Here is an 18,762-nt window from a genome sequence, read left to right on the forward strand (position 1 = left end):
TCAGGGCTCGCGACCGAACCATGCAGCCCGAACGGGATTGCCTTGGGGAGCGCCGCACTGGACAGGTGAGATGAAGTGTGGGGAACTCTCGTGAACTGCCGGATTCGGGATACCGGATGCCAAGATCAAGCTCCTTCATCGCGGTCTTTCTGACCGTTCTTCTGCTGACGCTCCCTGCGTTCGGGCAGGCCGGCAGGGTTGTGGCGACGCTTGAGCCCGATGTCGTGATGTTGACCGTCGAGGAAGGGCAGCGTCAGCGGTTCACGCGCCTTTCCACGATGGACGGCCTCTCGCAGACCCGGGTCGCGCAGATGGTCCAGGACAAGCAGGGCTACATGTGGTTCGGCACCCAGTATGGGCTGAACCGGTATGACGGCTATGATTTCAAGACCTTTGTCCATGACAAGCGCAATCCACGCAGCATCGGGGCGGTCTTTGTCACGGCGCTGTACGCGGATCGCGACAACAAGCTCTGGGTCGGCGGGGCCGGTACGCTGGACAGGTTCGATCCGGTCACGGAAACGGCCGAGCACCTGACGCTGTCTTCCGAAGGCGTCGGCGAGATGCCTACGGTGAGACATATCTCGCAGGACAGCGGCGGCGCCATCTGGCTGGCAACCGGGGCCGGGCTGTTCCGCCGCGATCCCGTGACCGGGGACACGCGCCTGTATCGCAGCGATCCCGAAAGTCCCGACAGCCTGTCGTCCAACAGCATCCGCTTCTCCGGCGAGGATCGTGCGGGCGATCTGTGGGTCGGCACAACGGCGGGACTGGACCGGCTGGATCCGGCGACCGGAAGGGTAACGCTGCACGTGCCGCTTCCCGATTCAGTGCAGGTGTCGTTCTACGAGGATCGGAAGGGCAATTTCTGGATCATCGGGGCGACGGGAACAGGATTGGCCAGACTTGACCGGTCGACGAACAGGGTCACCCGTTACAGCTTCCATGAAACGCCCCCGGGGCCAAACGATCTGACCGGCGTCATGGGGATGGTGGAGGACGACAAGGGCGCTCTCTGGATCGGCTCACCCGGTCTCGGGCTGCTGCGTCTTGATCCCGACAGCCGACAGGCGGTCCATTTTGGCGCTTCCCGATCAGACCCGGGCAGCATCCCCGAGGACAAGGTGATCGGCCTGTTCAAGGATCGCGAGGGCAACATCTGGGCCGGGCACCACTCGGTTCCGCCCAGCCTGTTCAACCCGCAGCGGCGCCTGTTCGAGACGTTCCGGCAGGGCTACGGACGCCCCGACAGTCTGCAGACCGACTTCATCAACGCGATGTTTGAAGACGACCTTGGCCGCCTGTGGATCGGCAATGATTTCGGGCTGACCCGGGTCGACCGGGAAACCGGACGCTATACCCGGTTCCACGAAGGGCTTGGCAGCAAGCCGATGGTCATCACGATTGCCCAGGACCGGGCGGGGGCGATCTGGGTGGGCACCTACGGCAACGGGATGGCGCGGCTCGACGACACGACGGGGCGGTTCGAACGGTTCATCCACGATCCCGCCGACCCCTTCAGCATCGCCAGCAATCAGGTGCATCGCCTGATCCTGTCGCGCGACGGAACGCTGTGGGCGGGGACTGCTGACGGCCTTTCGCGGTTCGACGCGGCAGCCGGTCGCTTCACCACCTTCAAGGTCGACTGGTCCGACAGCAATGCACAGACCTATGTTGCGGGGGCTGAAGATGCCGACGGTATCCTCTGGCTCGGCACGCATTATTCCGGCCTGCATCGGTTCGACCCTGGAACAGGCGAGATTCGTGTCTTCTCTGCCGACCCCTCCGCAGAGGGCACCCTCCGCGACAACATGGTGCCCAATGTGCGTATTGGCGCGGATGGCATCATCTGGGTCGGCACCCAAAGCGGGCTCGACAGGTTCGATCCTTCATCCGGCACGTTCACACCGATCCATGAAGGGGCGATGCAGACCGACCGGACCATCAGCCACATCCTGCAAGATAAGGCTGGAAAGCTCTGGATCGGCACGAACAAGGGCGTGGCGCGTTTCGACCCGGCGACCGGCAGCTTCGCCGACTACCAGAACATTGCCGGGCTCAGCGGCAACGACTTCACCGGTTGGGCCACCGGATTTCGAAGCGCCAGCGGAGAGATGTTCCTCGGCGGGTTCTCGGGCGGCGTCGCGTTCTTTCCCGACCAGCTTTCAGAGATCCGGCCAACGACCCCCATCCTGCTGACGGAACTCGAGTTCCCCTTTCTGAAGGCGGAGGACATGGCGCGGTACAAAGGCGATGTGCCGATCGGGGGCGCCACTGAACTCCTGCTGGACTACCAGGCGAACAGCCTGTCCCTGACCTTCGCCGCGCCAAGTTTCGTCAATCCTGCCTCCAGCCGTTACCGCTACATGCTCGAAGGACTTGAGGTGGACTGGCGCGAGGTTGATGCCACGCAGCGGCGGGCAAACTACACCACGTTGCCTGCAGGGGAGTATCTGTTCCGGGCCGAGGCCGCCGCGGCCGGGAACGCCTGGAGCACCCTCGGCATCGCCCTGCCCATCGTCATCCGCCCGCCCTGGTGGCAAAGCTGGTGGTTCAGGACCATCTGCGGTCTCGGTGTCGCCGGCTTGATTGCCGCCGCCTTGCGAATGCGCACGGCGCAGGTGGAACAGCGCGAACAGGAGTTTCGCAAACTGGCCGAGAATGCCCCCGACATGGTTCTGCGCTTCGACCGCGATCTGCGCCTGTTCTATGCCAATTCGGCGGCGAGGGCCTTCATCGGACCAGAAGCATCGGCAGCGATCGGGCGCCCTGCGTCTGACCTGAAAGCTATCGAGCGGCGGCTTCCGGTCAGACTGAGTGACGTGCGCAGGGTGCGTGACACGCGGCTCGGCATCACAGAAGAATATCGTCTATGCCTGCAGAGCAGCCCCTGTGATCTGGAAACGCGCATCGTTCCCGAAAGGCCGGGCGCACAGTCGCGGTCCGACAGCCCGATCCTCGTCATCGCGCGCGACGTGACACAGCGAAAGGCCACCGAGCTGGCCCTGCGGCGCGCAGAAACCGATCTGGCGCATGCCTTGCGGGTTGCCACGGTCGGCGAATTGACGGCGTCGATCGCCCACGAGATCAATCAGCCCTTGACCGGAATCGTCACCAATGGCGAGGCTGGCCGAAGATGGCTGACCGCGGCGCCCCCAAATCTGCCCGAAGGCCTCTATTCGATCGACAGGATCATCGCGGACGGTCGCAGGGCGGCGGAGATCATCGACCGGATCGTTGCGCTGGTGCGCCGGACCGACACCGAGAAGCGGGCGGTCGATGTCAATGAAATGATCAACGAGGCCGTTGCGATTGCCCGTGCCGAAATCGCACGAACGAATGTCGTGACACGACTGGATCTGGCCGAAAACGCCCCGCACATTCTCGGCGACCGGGTCCAGATCCAGCAGGTCCTGCTCAATCTGATCCGCAACGCTCTGGAAGCGATGGCGACCGTTGGATCGGGCGAGCGCATCCTGACAGTTTCCAGCCGCACCGATCGCGGCCGGATCCTCATTGGCGTCATGGATACGGGCCCCGGCCTGGGCGCGGAAGAGGCTGGGAAAGTCTTCGAGGCCTTCTATTCGACAAAGCCAACCGGCATGGGCATGGGGCTTGCCATCAGCCGCTCGATCGTCAAGGCGCAGGACGGTGAAATCCGGGTGATCCAGAACGCTGAGGGCGGCTGCCTCTTCGAGATCGAATTCGCCCTGCTGGACAGCGCACCAGAGGCTTGCATCCCGCCATTGCAACAACAGCAAGCCTGACCGTCAGCCGCGCCCGGCGATTGCTGCCTCGATGGCATCGGTCAGCAGCTCGACACTGAAGGGTTTTTTGAAAACCCGCACCCCATGCGTCGAAATCCCGCTCGGGCTGCCCTCATCGAATGCTGTGATCAGGATCGCGGGCACCGCCTGTCCCTCGGCCTTCAGCCGTGCAAGAAGCTCCCAGCCGGTCATGCCGGGCATGTTGATGTCGCACAGGAGGCAGTCGAGGCTTTCGATCTTCGCCGCCAGAAATTCTTCGGCGGAGGCGAACAACATGGCCCGGTAACCCAGAGACCGCAGCAGACTGCCAAGTGCCGTCCTGACCGAACGGTCATCGTCCACGATGGCGACAAGATAGGGCTCAGCGGCCATCCCGGGCCTTTCCACTTTGACAGCGAGCCAGAAGCCTCCGCAGGACCCTCGGGGCGCCGGATCGTTTGTAAGAACCAACCATTTACCGAGGATTATGCAGCCCGAGTTCATCGGCGAGACGGACGAGGTCCGCGAAAGTCCGGGCCTGCATCTTGCGCATCACCTTGCCACGATGGATCTTCACCGTGACTTCGCTGAGTCCCAGATCGAAGGCGATCTGCTTGTTCATCTTGCCGGCAGTCGCCATCAGCATCACCTCGCGTTCGCGCGCCGTCAGACCCGCAAAACGCTGCGCATTCTCTGCTGTCGCCGCGACGCTTTCCCGTCGAACCAGATCCGCCCTGACCGCTGCGTTGACAGCCTCGAGCATGTCCTGCTCCCGGAAAGGTTTGGCGAGGAAATCCTGCGCTCCGCCCTTCATGGCCCGGACGCTCATGGGGACGTCGGCGTGTCCCGTCATGAAGATGATCGGAACCTTGACGTGGGAACTGGCCAGTTCCAGCTGCAGGTCGAAGCCACCCGCCACAGGCATGCGGACGTCGAGTATCAGGCAGTTGATACGGTGACGTTCCGCGGAAACCAGAAACTCCCGCGCTGAACCGTAGTCGCAAACGTGGTAGCCAACCGACCGCAACAGATTGCGCAGGCCCGCACGGACCGACTCGTCATCATCGACGACAGCGATGACGGGTGGGTCAGATGGCTGTTTCCTTGACTGCACTGTCACTACCCGGTTCAAGAAATCGAGCGCGGAGACGTCTTGTCTCACAAGTTGATCCTACCCTTCGGCGTTCCTTCTGTCTGCCGTCGAGCCTATACCGTTCCGATCAAGCCGTGACAGCATACCAAGGTATGGCCGTTCCGATCGCTGCGGGCCCCTGTTCAGGCGACCCAGGGTCGGATGTTTGCAGCCAAGTTTCCCATCCGAGCTCCGCAGGCAACAGAGCACGGGCGACCCCGTCATACCTTGGTTTGATTTGGTCGCCGGAGGGCCGGATGTATTGCCCACTCCTGAAGACCCCCTCTGACCCTTTCCCTCAGACGCAGGAGAACCAAAATGTCCCGCAAGATCAGAACGATCCTGGCAGCCGCCGCAGCGGCAGCCAGTATCGCGGCCGGTGCCCGCGCGCAGGATGCCATTCCCTCCGATCAACTCGTCCAGAATGTCGTTCTCGTTCACGGGGCCTTTGCCGACGGCTCGGGCTGGCGGGGGGTCTATGACATCCTCACCGCACGCGGCTACCGCGTCAGCATCGTGCAGAACCCGCTGACCAGCCTTGCCGATGACGTCGCCGCCACCCGTCGCATCCTCGACCGGCAGGATGGGCCGACGATCCTGGTCGGCCACTCCTATGGTGGCACGGTGATCACCGAGGCGGGGGCGAACCCCAAGGTGGCGGGTCTCGTCTATGTCTCGGCCCTCGCACCCGATGTGGGCGAGACCACCGGCGACCAATTCGCGGAAATCCCGCCGCCGCCCGAGTTCGTGATCGAAACCGGCGAAGACGGGTTCGGCTTCGTGAGTCTCGAGAAATTCAAGATCGGGTTTGCGGGCGACACCTCCGATGCCGATGCGGCCTTCCTGCGCGATTCCCAGGTTCCGATCAACATGGCGATCTTCAGCGAGCCCGTCACGCAGGCCGCCTGGAAAGAAAAGCCGACCTGGGCCGTGGTCGCGACCAGCGACAAGGCGATCGACCCGGAGCTGTTGCGCCAGACCGCCGTAAAGATCGGCGCGACGGTTGTCGAGGTTCCGGCAAGCCATGTGCCCTTCGTGACCCAGCCGCAGGCCGTGGCCGACGTGATCGACGCGGCTGCCCGAGGGTCCGTGGGCAACTGACCCTTCCGGCTGCCGGGCTCCTGGCCCGGCAGCCCGATCTGCGAACAGGGATTCGCCATGCGCGGCGCGCCGTGACTGACCTGGCCTCCGACTAAGGAGTAGGGGGACAGCTATCGATCGCCTCCGCCTGCCACATTCAAAAGGCGCACTCAGGTAGCCCCTACGGCTTGGACAGAGGGCTCGCCGTCCAACCCGCAAGTTGATTGATGCGAGGGGTCGCGCACGCAAGCGATGCAACTTCATTTGTCAGATTGATTTTTCTAGGCGCGTCCGATTTTGCCGGGCATCGTGTTCGCCAAGGTAGACTTTGAGCATCTAAAAGAATGGGATTTGTTCCATGGAAGAAGATATTCCTACCCTCTCGATTTCACGCGCGGCCAGCGCTGAAGGGGACTATCTCACCTTCACCCTGCGCCTGTCCGAGGCTCCGACCGACGCGGTGACGGTGGATTTCGCCTCGCTGGGGGGAACGGTGCTGGTGGAGTCGGATCTCTACCGCAGCTACGGCGACGCGGCGACCACCGGCACGGTGACCTTCGCGGCGGGCGAGACCGTGCGGACCCTCAGGGTGCTCACGGTCAACGACAGTCTCGACGAACTGGACGAGAGCTTCTTTCTCGAATTGCGCAACCCGGTGGGCGTGACCTTCGGGGCGAACGTCCATAGTCTCGCCGCCACCGGTTGGGTTCTGGACGGAGACGGGGTGAGCGCCAACCGGGCGATCTCGGTGTCCAACCCGGTCGTGACCGAAGCGGGCGGCGGCCAGGCGCTGTTCACCGTCAGCCTTTCGGAAGCTTTTTCCAGCGACCGCACCTTCAGCTTCTCCACCTTCAACGGCTCGGCACTGTCCGGCAGCGACTACATCGCCCGCACGGGCAGCGTGACCTTTCTCGCCGGGCAGACCGAAGCCACGGTCGCGGTATCGCTCGCCAACGACAGCCTTGCCGAGGGCGGCGAGAGTTTCGGCCTGTCGATCACGGGGGCGCATGGCCTGACCGGTGCCACGGGCACGGCGAAAATTCTCGATGGCGATGGCTCGGTCCCGGTGCTCTCGATCGAGGGCGATCGCGCGGTGGAAGGGGACTATCTCACCTTCACCCTGCGCCTGTCCGAGGCCGCGACCGACGCGGTGACGGTGGATTTCGCCTCGCTGGGGGGAACGGTGCTGGTGGAGTCGGATCTCTACCGCAGCTACGGCGACGCGGCGACCACCGGCACGGTGACCTTCGCGGCGGGCGAGACCGTCCGGACCCTCAGGGTGCTCACGGTCAACGACAATCTCGACGAACTGGACGAGAGCTTCTTTCTCGAATTGCGCAATCCGGAGGGCGTGACCTTCGGGGCGAACGTCCATAGTCTCGCCGCCACCGGTTGGGTTCTGGACGGAGACGGGGTGAGCGCCAACCGGGCGATCTCGGTGTCCAACCCGGTGGTGACCGAAGCGGGCGGCGGCCAGGCGCTGTTCACCGTCAGCCTTTCGGAAGCTTTTTCCAGCGACCGCACCTTCAGCTTCTCCACCTTCAACGGCTCGGCACTGTCCGGCAGCGACTACGTTGCCCGCACGGGCAGCGTGACCTTTCTCGCCGGGCAGACCGAAGCCACGGTCGCGGTATCGCTCGCCAACGACAGCCTTGCCGAGGGCGGCGAGAGTTTCGGCCTGTCGATCACGGGGGCGCATGGTCTGACCGGTGCCACGGGCAAGGCGAAAATTCTCGATGGCGATGGTTCGGTCCCGGTGCTCTCGATCGAGGGCGATCGCGCGGTGGAAGGCGACTATCTCACCTTCACCCTGCGCCTGTCCGAGGCCGCGACCGACGCGGTGACGGTGGATTTCGCCTCGCTGGGGGGAACGGTGCTGGTGGAGTCGGATCTCTACCGCAGCTACGGCGACGCGGCGACCACCGGCACGGTGACCTTCGCGGCGGGCGAGACCGTCCGGACCCTCAGGGTGCTCGCGGTCAACGACAATCTCGACGAACTGGACGAGAGCTTCTTTCTCGAATTGCGCAATCCGGTGGGCGTGACCTTCGGGGCGGGCAATACCTCGCTTTCCACGATCGGTTGGGTGCTTGACGGGGATGGCGTGTCGCTCAACCGCAGCGTGGCCGTCTCCGGTGCCGAGGTGCGGGAAGGCCCGGATGGGCGTGCGGCCGTCTTCCTCGTCGAACTCTCCACTCCGGTCTCCACGCCGATCTCGCTCACCTATTCGACCGTGTCGGGGAGCGCGGTAGCGGGCAGCGACTTCACGGCCGCCTCCGGGACCGTCACCTTCCGAGCCGGACAGACCCACGCCGAAATCAGGATCCCGATCCGCGATGACCTGACGCTGGAGGGGCCGGAAAGCTTCAGCCTGCGTGTCGCGCCGCCATTCCCGTCCCAGATCTCTGCCGGCAATCAGGCAGCGTTTGCGACGGCGACGATCCTCGACGGGACGCTGCGGGGGACTTCGGCTGGCGATATCCTGCAAGGCACCGAGCGGGCGGAACGGATCGAGGGCTTCGCCGGCAATGACCGTATGTCCGGTCTCGGCGGCAACGATATCCTGTCCGGCAGCGCGGGCAACGACACGCTGACCGGCGGAACCGGCAACGACACCCTGCTGGGCGGTGCAGATAACGACGTCTACGTCGCCGATGGCAGCGACACGATCATCGAGGCTGCGAATGCCGGCACCGATCTTGTGCAGACCTCGGTGAGCCTGACGCTCGCGGCCAATCTCGAAAATCTGGTCCTGACCGGCTCCGCCGCTGTCAACGCGACCGGCAATGCCGGTGCCAACCGCATCACGGGGAACGCCGCGGCAAACGTGCTGAACGGCGGCTCTGGCAACGACACCCTGGATGGCGGTGCCGGCAATGACACCCTGCTGGGCGGATACGGCGACGACACCTTCATTTTCGCCAGTGGCGACACGATCAGCGAAGCCTCCGGTGCCGGAACCGACACGGTGCAATCCTTCGTCAGCCTCACACTCGGGACGAATTTGGAAAACCTCACCCTGGTCGGGTCTGCAGCGGTCAACGGTTTCGGCAATGGGCTGGCCAACAGGATCATCGGCAACGCTGCGGCAAACACGCTGAACGGCGGCGCGGGCAAGGACACGCTGGCCGGCGGCTTTGGCAACGATATCTACATCCTGAGCGATGCCGACACGATCAGCGAGGCGGCCGGCGCCGGCATCGATCGGGTGCAATCCTCTGTCAGCCTGACGCTGGCTTCGAATGTCGAGAACCTGACATTGACCGGCGCGGCGGCCCTCACCGGCACGGGCAACAGCCTTGCCAATTTCATCTCCGGAAATGGCGGCAACAATCGGCTGGATGGGGGGCTCGGGAATGATACGCTGAGTGGCGGCTCCGGCAAGGACACCCTGCTTGGCAATGTCGGGAAAGACCGCCTGTCGGGAGGCTCGGGGGCTGACCGGCTCGAGGGTGGGCAGGGCAAGGACTGGCTGACCGGCGGCACGGGAGCGGACAGCTTCGTTTTCTCGACCAAGCTCGACACTGGAGCCTCCGCCAAGACCCGCGACGTCATCACCGACTTCAAGCGGGGGCAGGGCGATCACATCGACCTGAAGTCGATCGACGCCAATGCGAAGAAGGGGGGCAATCAGGCCTTCTCCTTCATCGGCGACGATGACTTCTCGGGCGCTGCCGGAGAATTGCGCAGTGACCAGGTGAAGAACACGACGATCGTGTTCGCCGATCTCAACGGGGACAGGAAGGTCGACTTCACCCTGCAACTGGCCGGGCAGATCAACCTGTCCGCGCAGGATTTCTTCCTCTGATGAGTGGGTTCCTGAGCTGTCCGCAACGTCCTGTCTCGCTCCCGGGGTCCAGTGATCCCGGGGGTGGCACCGGCTGATCCGCAGCGGCGTCACGCCCTGCGGCGTATCGTCGACGAGGCGTGCTTCTTGTGATAAGGTTCGGGCATCGTCCCTGCCGCAGAGGCTCGTCATGCCCGCTCCTGCTCCGGACCTGTCCCACATTCCGACCCCCTCGCGGTTGCCCCTGATCGGCAACACGCTGCAGATCCTGCACGATCCCTATGCCTGGCACTCCGCCACGCGCGACCGCCTCGGCCCGGTCTACAGGTTCCACTTCCTCGGCCGCGAGATCGTCTGCGCCCAAGGGGCCGACGCGGTGGAGACGGTGCTTCTCGACCGCGACGGGCAGTTCTCGAATGCGAGCGGCTGGGAGATGATCGCGCGCCTGTTCAGCGGCGGCCTGCTCCTGCGGGACGGGCCGGAGCATCGCGCGCACCGACGCATGCTGCAGCCCGCCTTCCGCGCCGAGGTTCTGCGCAGGGCGCTGCACGTCATGTCCGCACGGATCACCGCCGAGATCGCGGACTGGCCGCTGCACCGCCCGTTCCCGCTGTTCTGGGCGATCCGGCGGCTGACGCGGTCGGTGGCCGCCGAGGTCTTCATGGGGATCGATGACAGGAAGCAGAGCGACCGGCTCGGCGACGCGTTCCTCGCGGAGCTCGACGCCACGGCCGCCCCGGTGCGGGTGCCCCTGCCTTTCACCAAGATGGCGCGGGGGGTGCGGGCGCGCGCCATCTTGACCGATCACTTCACGGCATTGATCGAGGCGCGTCGGCAGGGGGCCGGCACCGACATCTTCTCGGAACTCTGTCGGCTGAAGACCGACGACGGCGCATGGCTCGACGCGGCCACTCTGACCGACCATTTCAACTTCCTGCTGTTCGCCGCCTTCGACACCGCGACGACCAGCGTCACCGCCATGGCCGAACACCTCGCGCTGCACCCGGATTGGCAGGAGGTGATGGCCGACGAGGTTGCCGCCCTGAAGGGCGAGCTGTCCTTCGAGGCGCTGGACGCCCTCGATGCGACCGAACGGGTGCTGAAGGAGGCGCTGCGGCTGGTGGCGCCGGTGCCCTTCCTGCCGCGCGGGGTCACGGCAGCCTGCGAGATCGGCGGCGTTGCAATTCCCGCCGGCAGCACCGTCACCGTTTGCCCCGGCCTTGTGATGATCGACCCGGCGCTCTGGACCGAGCCGCATCGCTTCGATCCCGACCGCTTCGCCGCGCCGCGTTTCGAGGACCGTCGCCACGCTTTCGCCTGGGCGCCTTTCGGCGGGGGCGCGCACAAGTGCCTCGGCATGCATTTCGCCATGATGGAGGCGAAGGCGTTCTTCGCCGCCTTCCTGCCGCGCTTCCGGATCGAGGCGCGCGGCCCGGCGCAATGGCGCCGCCTGCCGATCCCGCGCCCCACCGACGGGCTGCGCGTGACGCTTGCTCCCGCGGCGAGGCGGCCCGGACCGACGCGCAGGGCGGCATGACGTGCGGGCCGGGTGAGACGTCGGGCGAAGAGGCCGTGATGAAGAAGGTCCCTCCGGCACGCCCCGTTTCCAACCTTGACGCCATGATCGCCGGCATGGCGCCCCAGCTGCTGCCGGGTGGCTTCGTCTTCTGCACCGTTTCGCATGACGCGCCAGATCGGATCGCCACGCTCCGGCAGGCAGCGCTCGCCACCTTCGCAGAGAAGGAGGGCCTGTCGATTGTCCTGCCCGAGGCGTTCGCGGTGGCGAACCACATCCCGGCCGACCAGACGATGCGGTGCATCACGCTCGAGGTTCAGTCCTCGCTGGAAGGCGTCGGCCTTACCGCAGCCGTTGCAACGGCGCTCGCGGAGGCGGGCATCGCCTGCAACATGATCGCGGCCTTCCATCACGACCATGTCTTTGTCCCCGCCGCCTCAGCCGACAAGGCGATGACCTGCCTTACGACCTTGCAGGACACGTGGGCGGAGAGGAACCCCGCACGCTAACCCGGCGCCTCCCCCGGCTCTTATCCTGAGGCACGGGCTCCGGGGTCGAAGCGATCGCGTATCCTCTGCCACTTGCACAATCGCGCAGCACATGAGATGGGCAACTGCCCATTTTGGAGCCGATCATGCTCTCTCTCACGGTTCTCATCATCGCGGGTCTGCTGGCGGGCGGGCTCAATGCCATCGCCGGTGGCGGCACATTCCTGTCGTTCCCGGCGCTGGTCTGGCTGGGGGTGCCGCCGATCATGGCCAATGCCACAGCGACGCTCACCGCGATGCCCGGCTATGCCGGCAGCGCCTGGGCCTACCGCCGCGACGTCTGGGCGGAGGGGTCGCTCAGCCTGCGCAGCATCATCCTCATAGCAATGGTCGGTGGGCTGGCCGGGGCAGGATTGCTCCTCCTGACCCCGGGGGATGCCTTTACCGGCGTGGTGCCCTGGCTCCTCCTGGTGGCGACCTGCCTCTTCGCCGCCGGACCGCGCCTTCTGGCCGCGGTGCGGGCGCGTGGCCATGCCACGGTCGGACCCTGGGCCTCGGCAGCGGCGGTGTTTCTCGTCTCGGTCTACGGAGGCTACTTCAACGGCGGGCTGGGGATCATGCTGCTGGCGGTCTTCGGCCTGATCGGGTTCACCGACCTGCATGGCATGAACGGGCTGAAGAACCTGCTCTCGGCGGTGCTGTCGGTGGTCTCGGTCGCGACCTATGCCAGCGCCGGGCTGATCGCCTGGGACTCGGCCATCGTGCTGGCCATCGCCACCACCATCGGCGGCTTCGTCGGCGCGCATTTCGCCCGGCGCATCAAGCGGACCGACCTGCTGCGCGCCGGGATCGTCGCTGTCGGTGCTGTGATGACGGTGGTGTTCTTCGTCTTCTGACGCGAGGGCCGGATCGAGCCCGACCCGGCGGCGCCGCGATGGAAAGCGATGGCGCGGCACTGTCCCCGCGTTGCGAGCGGGCCGCTCGTTTGCTAGACTGGCACTCGTGCAGCTTCGACCGAAACGCAGCTGCATTCGCGGGCCATGCCGAGATGGTCGAACGCGAAAGCCTCTCTTCTCGCGGAACCCGTTGGGCCGGGCGGCGATCCGGCAGAGCTGGAGGTCTCGTTGCGGAGTGAAGACGATTTCGTCAGTCACCTCTACGAGGCCACGGTCCGGCCGGAGCGCTTCGATGCGCTGATCACGCAATGGGATGCCCGCCTCGCGGAAACCGGGGATGATCTCGACCTCCGCCTGGCCGACATGCGGAGCGAGCCTTTCCTGCGCCATGTCGAGAGGGCCATCGACATCCTCGACGGCCTCAATGCCTTCGAGTTTCAGGAGCTCGACAGCCATCTGGCCGCCGTGCCGAGTCCCGCCATCGTCTTCGCTCCCAGCGGCGCCGTGGTGGCGTCAAATCCGGCCGCCCGGACGGCCTATGCGCTCTATCCCGGCGGCTCCGTCCGCAGCATCAACCTCGAGCAGGAAGACCTCCATGCGCTGGCCGATGCGCTGGAGCGGGTTGCGTCTCGATCCATGGGGCAAGGCGAAATCCTGCGCTGCCGTCCGCTCGAAGGTCGGCGCGACTTCCATGTGCATCTCCGCCCCATCGAGGGCGGCAGGAGCCTGCGCCATGTCCTGATGGTGTCGAGCGAGCTTCCATGGACCGAAGCGCTGGGATCGGCACTGGACCGGGCCTTCGGCCTGACCGAGGCCGAAATCGCCGTGGTGCGCCGTCTTCTCGCGGGCGACACCGTCGCCGAGATCGCTTGCGACACCGACCGGCGCGAGTCGACCATCCGCAGCCAGATCCACACCATCCTCGGCAAGACCGGCACCCAGACCCAGGCCGAAGTGCTGCGTTTGGCCGGGCTGCTGCAAGCCTCGCTGGCGCTGGAGGCCGAGCGCAGCGCCCGCCCGCCTCCCTCTGCCCTCGTCGCCGCTCCAAGCCGCCAGGTGCGGCTGCCCGACGGTCGCGGCCTGACCATCCTGCGCTTCGGCGACCCGCAGGGGCGGACCATCCTCTGGCTCCAGTCGCAGCTCGGCTTCTTCACGCCAACCCGCGCCGGCGAGGCGGATCTGCGGCGGCTGGGCATCCGGCTCATCGTGCCGATCCGCGCCGGCTACGGGCCAAGCGATCCGGCCCCTCCCGGTCGCGACGTTCTGCAGGTGGCGGTGGACGATCTGATCGCCGTCATGCAGGCTTTGGGACTCGAACGCGCGCCAGTAGTGGCGCCGGTGGACGACATCTGGATCGCGCTGGCACTGGCGCGGCAGGAAGCGGGCCGGGTCGCCCATGTGCTTGGCATCAGCACGGGCTTCCCGATCACCCAGCCCGAGCATTACCGCCAGCTTCACCCCGTCGGGCGCTTCTTCCGCGCCTGCGCCCGCCACGCGCCGCAGCTTCTGCCCTTCCTGATCCGGCTGCTCCGCGCCCGGATGATCCGCTCCGGGCTCGGCAACCACGCCCGGTCGAACATGCGCTCGCCCGCCGATCTGGCGGCTCTGGACGACCCCGCGATCTTCGACGCCTGGATGGCCGGCTTCACCTACCTCTACGGCCCCGGGCGCGAGTCCGAGGGAGCGCTCTGCGCCGAGCTCCGCCGCTTCCACCATGACTGGCCTCGCGACCTCGGCGATGTCACCTGTCCGGTGACCTTGCTGCACGGCAGGCAGGACGGCAACAACCCCTATGACACCGCCCGGGCCATGGCCGAGAGCTATCCCGGCTGGCGTTTTCTCGGAGTCGAGGAGGCGGGCCAGCTTGTCCTCTACACCTGCTGGGACGACGTGCTCGCCCTGCTGTGCCGCATGGCCGAGGATCAGGGGCCGACAACAAGAAAACTCCCGCCGATCTGACCCGATGCAGGGCCGTCCATCATCTGATGGATGCGTTTCCAGACCGCTGCGCTGAAATGGGCCAGGGACCGCGTCACGGGACGCCGGCCCGGGACACGGGAGGTTGCGAGATGCTTCCGATGCTTTTGAGCTCGGCTCGTCTGCTGACGGGCCTTGCCAGACGACTGCTGGACCCACCCCCCTTGTCGCCGCTGCAGAGCCGCTTGCGCGACGCCTCGACGGATCGGGCCGGGGAACAGACAAGCCATGTGCCACGCCATCTGCTGATCGACCTCGGCCTGATGGATGCCGCATCGGGCGGACAGGCGGCCTTCGACGAGGGGCCCAACCCGTCTTCACCAAAACCATGACGGAGCCCGCATCATGATCGAACTCCTATTCGTGGCATGCCTCCGCGGAGAGCCCGCGACCTGCGAAGACAGGACGTTGCAGTTTGCGAACCTGTCCTTGATGACCTGCATGATGGCCGCGCAACCCGAGCTTGCCCGCTGGCAGCAGGAGCATCCGATCTGGATGATCAAGCACTGGACCTGCGCGCAGCAGCGCCCGGGCCGCAGCACGTGACCGGCATCCAGACAGAGCCACCGGCCGCCCTTCCTGAAGCGACCGGCAGGACGGGGCGCTTCGGCCCCACGGCCCCGCGCCGCGGAAGTCAGAAGGACGTGGCCCGTTCATCCACATCCGCCAAGCCGTGCGCGCAAGCGCAGCACCTTGACGCAGGGGCGGGACTGCCGGCTCCCGCGGCCGTCAAAGACGGCACCGACATGGGTGCCAGCCAATCATCGCGCCCCCGCGCGCATCGTCCGCACAGCGGTCTGGCCCTCGTCGTGCTGGCGTCCGTGCTCTGGGGCACGACCGGCATCGCGTCGCGCTTCGTCCCCTCGGACCTGCCAATCCCGGCGCACACGCTCGGCTTCTTCCGCCTGACCATCGGGGCGCCGCTTCTGTTCTGCTCCGCGCTTCTGCTCCTGGGCAGAAGGGGCAGCCGGTTGGAGCGGCGCCACGCGCCGCTGGCGGTGCTTTTCGGGGCGATGATTGCCTGCTACCAGATCGCCTTCTTCACAGCGGTGCAGCATCTGGGCGTCGCTGTCGGCACCCTGATCCCGGTGGGCACCAGCCCCTTGTTCGCTGCCGCCATCGCGCGACTGGTCCTGCAGGAGCACCCGCCCGCGGGAGTCCTGCTGGCCTCGGTGGCAGCCATTGCCGGTGTGGCCTGTCTGACGGGCGTGCTTGCCGACCCCTGGAACCTGAGCACGCTGGACCCGGTCGGGGCCGGAGCAGGCCTCGCGGGAGGCATGGCCTGGGCACTCGTGACCGTGCTCGGTCGTCTCCTGGTGCAGCGCTCCGCGCCGCCGATGGTGGTCACCGCCGTAGGCTTCGCCATCGGCGGCGCGCTTCTCCTGCCCTTGGCCATCGGAGACGTCGCACGGGTGGCCGCGAGTTGGCAGGCCTGGCCCGCCATCCTCTACCTCGGCATCGTGCCCTCGGCGATGGCCTACCTCCTCTACACCCGGGGCATGGGCCTGGTGCGAACGACCGCGGCGGGAGTCACGACAATGCTCCTGGAACCGGCCTGCGCCGTCGCCTTGGCCTTCCTCCTCCTCGGCGAGCGTCTTGGGCCTTGGGACTGGGCCGGGACCCTTCTCCTGCTCCTCGCGCTCGCGCTGCTGTTCCGGGGCGAGCGCCGTGCGGGATGACCGGAAGCGGGTGCCCCCGGCGCGGCGGCCGCCGCGATCCGGTCCCCTGCCTGAAGTGAAACCATGACCCGGCTGCAAGCAAATCTGATGTTGATCCTTGCCGCAGCCTGCTGGGGCTTGGGAAACATTCCGCAGAAGACCGTGCTCGCTCATCTCGCCCTTTCACCGCCGTCGGTTTGCGCGGGCTGATCGGGGCGTTGCTGATTGCGATGCCAGGTAGGATCGTAATTTTCGCGTCGCTTTGTCAGGGTGCCGGGCACGCGGCCCAAGACAGCCAGCCGTCGGACACGGGCGGTCCGGTTGGCCTCCCCAATCTGATCCCCTATCGGGTTCCAACTCTCTCTTGTCTGGTCGCACCTCTGTGCAAAAAAGGGAGCGGCGAACGGTCGCCTGACCGTCAGAACCCATGCAGGCGCGAGGCCCATTGCCAGGCGATCATCGCTCCCTTGAAGCGCGGCAGCAGCGCAAGGCTGACGAGGGTCACCACACTGCCGGTGATCGTCGCGTTCTGCAGCGGCGACAGGTCGGTGTGCACGAAGAGGCCGTGCAGCAGGAAACCGCCGACATGGCAGCCGATCAGCACGGTAAGATAGGCAGGCCCGTCATCCGCCCGCTGCGCCGTGAAGCTCTGACCGCAGACCGCGCACTCCGGGGCGACCTTGAGATAGCCGGACAGGATCCTGCCTTCGCCGCAGTTCGGGCAGCGATTGCGCAGGCCGCGCTTCAGGGCAGGCTTCAACTCTCGAATCGTCAGATCCATCGGATGCTCCTATGTTGCATGCATCATACATCCGGTCGCCAATGCCATCAATCATCGATTGATTGTGCGGCGACAGAGCGACCGCATAGGCGGAGGCGAGGCAAATGAAGCATCTTCGGCCGCGCGCCGGATGTCACAGCGCTTGATCCTGCCATCCGCAATACATACAATGCCATCAATTAGGCGCGGCGGAGAACCCTCATGACCAACTGGATGCCGACCCTCACCGCGAGCGGCAAGCCGCGATACATCGAGATCGCTGACGTCATCGCGCAGGATATCCGGCGCGGGGTCTTCACGTCCGGCGATCGCCTGCCGCCGCAGCGGAAGCTGGCCGAGCAGCTGGGGCTGGACTTCACCACCATCAGCCGCGCCTATGCCGAGGCGGCGCGGCGCGGTCTGGTGGAAAGCCATGTCGGTCGCGGCACCTTTGTCCGCACGGCAGCTCCCGCTCCCACCCGCGTCGAGCCCGGCCCCGCCGTACACCTCAGCCGCCCGGTCGAGCAGGACCTTTCGATGAACCTGCCCCCCGAACCGGATGATCCCGCACTGACCGCCGAAATGGCCGCGGGGCTTGCCGCCCTCGGCCCCGATCTCGTCGGCCTGCTGCGCTATCAGGCCACGACCGGCAGCCCGCACGACCGCGAGGTCGCCCGGGGGTGGCTCGCGCGCCGCGGCATCGCCGCCGGGCTGGACCAGCTTGCCATCACGCCCGGCGCGCATGCCACGATGCTGGCGATCCTGTCCAACATCGCCAGCCCCGGCGACAGGATCCTGTGCGAGGCCGTCACCTATCCCGGCATCCGCTCGCTCTGCGCCCGGCTGGGGTTGGTCCTGATCGGCGTGGCGGAGGATGCGGAGGGCATCCTGCCCGAGGCGCTCGACGAGGCGATCCACCGGCATGCGCCCAAGGCCCTCTATCTGAACCCGACCCTGCACAACCCGACCACCCGCAGCCTTCCGCCCGGACGACGGCGGCAGATCGCCGAGGTGCTGGCGCACCGCCGGCTCGCCCTGATCGAGGACGACGCCTATGGCTTCCTGCGGCAGCCCGCGGTTCCGGGCTTTGCCGAGCTGCTGCCCGGCCTCGTCTGGCATATAGCCGGGCTGTCGAAATGCATTGGCGCGGGGCTGCGGCTCGCTTTCACCGTGGCGCCCGACAGCCGTTCGGCCTCGCTTCTGGCGCAGACGCTGCGCACGACGAGCGTCATGGCGTCCCCGCTCTCCACCGCGCTGGTCACCCGATGGATCGAGGCGGGCACCGCCGACCGGATCTGCGCCTTCGTCCGAAGCGAGAGCACGGCGCGGCAGGCCATCGCTGCCGATGTCCTGCACGGCTCCGACTTCGACAGCGATCCGCAGGCCTTCAGCGTCTGGCTGCACCTGCCGGCAGGGCTTGCCCGCGCCGATGTGATGGGGCGCATGTCGGGGCGCGGCATCGGCCTGATGCCCTCCGACGCCTTCACCGTGCTGGGACGGCCGACCGAGTCGCTCCGCGTCTGCCTCGGCGGCCCGATCCGCCGCGATCGCCTGCGCGATGAGCTGATGGCCCTGACCAACGCCCTGACACAGGAGGCATGGGCCGGATAGGCCCCGGACCCTGCGCTACGAGGCTGTTCGGCAGGACGACCTCCGGCTGAGCACCATGACCGCGGACGAAATCGAGGACGCCGGGGCGTTCCAGTTCGACGAGACGGCGCG

The 18,762-nt window shown here is 66.3% G+C and carries 15 protein-coding genes; 12 read left to right on the forward strand and 3 right to left on the reverse strand.

Annotation, left to right across the window (positions count from 1 at the left end):
* Positions 1 to 116 precede the first annotated feature (116 nt).
* Positions 117 to 3,767, forward strand: a complete 3,651-nt coding sequence (locus tag AC3A5Z_RS12480) for a two-component regulator propeller domain-containing protein (RefSeq protein ID WP_487519670.1) — start codon at positions 117 to 119, stop codon at positions 3,765 to 3,767.
* Between the two features lie 3 nt (positions 3,768 to 3,770).
* Here the strand turns inward: AC3A5Z_RS12480 and AC3A5Z_RS12485 are convergent, their stop codons facing one another.
* Together AC3A5Z_RS12485 and AC3A5Z_RS12490 are read right to left on the reverse strand one after the other, a co-directional pair.
* On the reverse strand, positions 3,771 to 4,139 hold the full coding sequence (locus AC3A5Z_RS12485) for a response regulator transcription factor (RefSeq protein WP_487519671.1): 369 nt from the start codon (positions 4,137 to 4,139) through the stop codon (positions 3,771 to 3,773).
* Positions 4,140 to 4,221: 82 nt separating this feature from the next.
* A complete protein-coding gene (locus tag AC3A5Z_RS12490) occupies positions 4,222 to 4,908 on the reverse strand; it encodes a response regulator transcription factor (RefSeq protein WP_487519672.1) in 687 nt (228 codons plus the stop codon).
* A gap of 288 nt (positions 4,909 to 5,196) precedes the next feature.
* Here AC3A5Z_RS12490 and AC3A5Z_RS12495 point away from each other — a divergent pair, with 288 nt between their 5' ends.
* From AC3A5Z_RS12495 to AC3A5Z_RS12540, 10 genes are all read left to right on the forward strand, one after another.
* Positions 5,197 to 5,979, forward strand: a complete 783-nt coding sequence (locus tag AC3A5Z_RS12495; RefSeq protein WP_487519673.1) for an alpha/beta fold hydrolase — start codon at positions 5,197 to 5,199, stop codon at positions 5,977 to 5,979.
* A 337-nt stretch (positions 5,980 to 6,316) separates the two neighbouring features.
* Complete coding sequence (locus AC3A5Z_RS12500; protein WP_487519674.1) at positions 6,317 to 9,766, forward strand: Calx-beta domain-containing protein; 3,450 nt, start codon at positions 6,317 to 6,319, stop codon at positions 9,764 to 9,766.
* Between the two features lie 169 nt (positions 9,767 to 9,935).
* Entirely contained in the window at positions 9,936 to 11,282 is a 1,347-nt protein-coding gene (locus AC3A5Z_RS12505; RefSeq protein ID WP_487519675.1) for a cytochrome P450, read from the forward strand.
* Between the two features lie 38 nt (positions 11,283 to 11,320).
* Positions 11,321 to 11,770, forward strand: coding sequence for an ACT domain-containing protein (locus AC3A5Z_RS12510; protein ID WP_487519676.1), 450 nt, complete (start codon positions 11,321 to 11,323; stop codon positions 11,768 to 11,770).
* Positions 11,771 to 11,895: 125 nt separating this feature from the next.
* Positions 11,896 to 12,645 (forward strand): sulfite exporter TauE/SafE family protein, encoded by a 750-nt coding sequence (locus tag AC3A5Z_RS12515; RefSeq protein ID WP_487519677.1) that lies wholly within the window; start codon positions 11,896 to 11,898, stop codon positions 12,643 to 12,645.
* Positions 12,646 to 12,873: 228 nt separating this feature from the next.
* Positions 12,874 to 14,604 carry a bifunctional helix-turn-helix transcriptional regulator/alpha/beta hydrolase gene (locus tag AC3A5Z_RS12520; protein WP_487519678.1) on the forward strand — a complete coding sequence of 577 codons (1,731 nt, stop codon included), beginning with the start codon at positions 12,874 to 12,876 and terminating at the stop codon, positions 14,602 to 14,604.
* 110 nt (positions 14,605 to 14,714) lie between these two features.
* Complete coding sequence (locus AC3A5Z_RS12525; RefSeq protein WP_487519679.1) at positions 14,715 to 14,954, forward strand: hypothetical protein; 240 nt, start codon at positions 14,715 to 14,717, stop codon at positions 14,952 to 14,954.
* A 13-nt stretch (positions 14,955 to 14,967) separates the two neighbouring features.
* Entirely contained in the window at positions 14,968 to 15,168 is a 201-nt protein-coding gene (locus AC3A5Z_RS12530) for a hypothetical protein (protein ID WP_487519680.1), read from the forward strand.
* Between the two features lie 200 nt (positions 15,169 to 15,368).
* A complete protein-coding gene (locus tag AC3A5Z_RS12535; protein WP_487519681.1) occupies positions 15,369 to 16,301 on the forward strand; it encodes a DMT family transporter in 933 nt (310 codons plus the stop codon).
* 63 nt (positions 16,302 to 16,364) lie between these two features.
* Positions 16,365 to 16,490, forward strand: coding sequence for a hypothetical protein (locus tag AC3A5Z_RS12540; protein WP_487519682.1), 126 nt, complete (start codon positions 16,365 to 16,367; stop codon positions 16,488 to 16,490).
* 208 nt (positions 16,491 to 16,698) lie between these two features.
* On the opposite strand, the gene AC3A5Z_RS12545 is transcribed toward AC3A5Z_RS12540, so the two are convergent.
* Positions 16,699 to 17,061: a DUF983 domain-containing protein gene (locus AC3A5Z_RS12545; protein WP_487519683.1), complete on the reverse strand. Its 363-nt coding sequence runs from the start codon at positions 17,059 to 17,061 to the stop codon at positions 16,699 to 16,701.
* A 201-nt stretch (positions 17,062 to 17,262) separates the two neighbouring features.
* On the opposite strand from AC3A5Z_RS12545, the gene AC3A5Z_RS12550 reads away from it, so the two are divergent.
* A complete protein-coding gene (locus AC3A5Z_RS12550; RefSeq protein WP_487519684.1) occupies positions 17,263 to 18,651 on the forward strand; it encodes an aminotransferase-like domain-containing protein in 1,389 nt (462 codons plus the stop codon).
* Positions 18,652 to 18,762 lie beyond the last annotated feature (111 nt).

Source organism: Cereibacter sp. Soil_C_27, assembly GCF_057657095.1.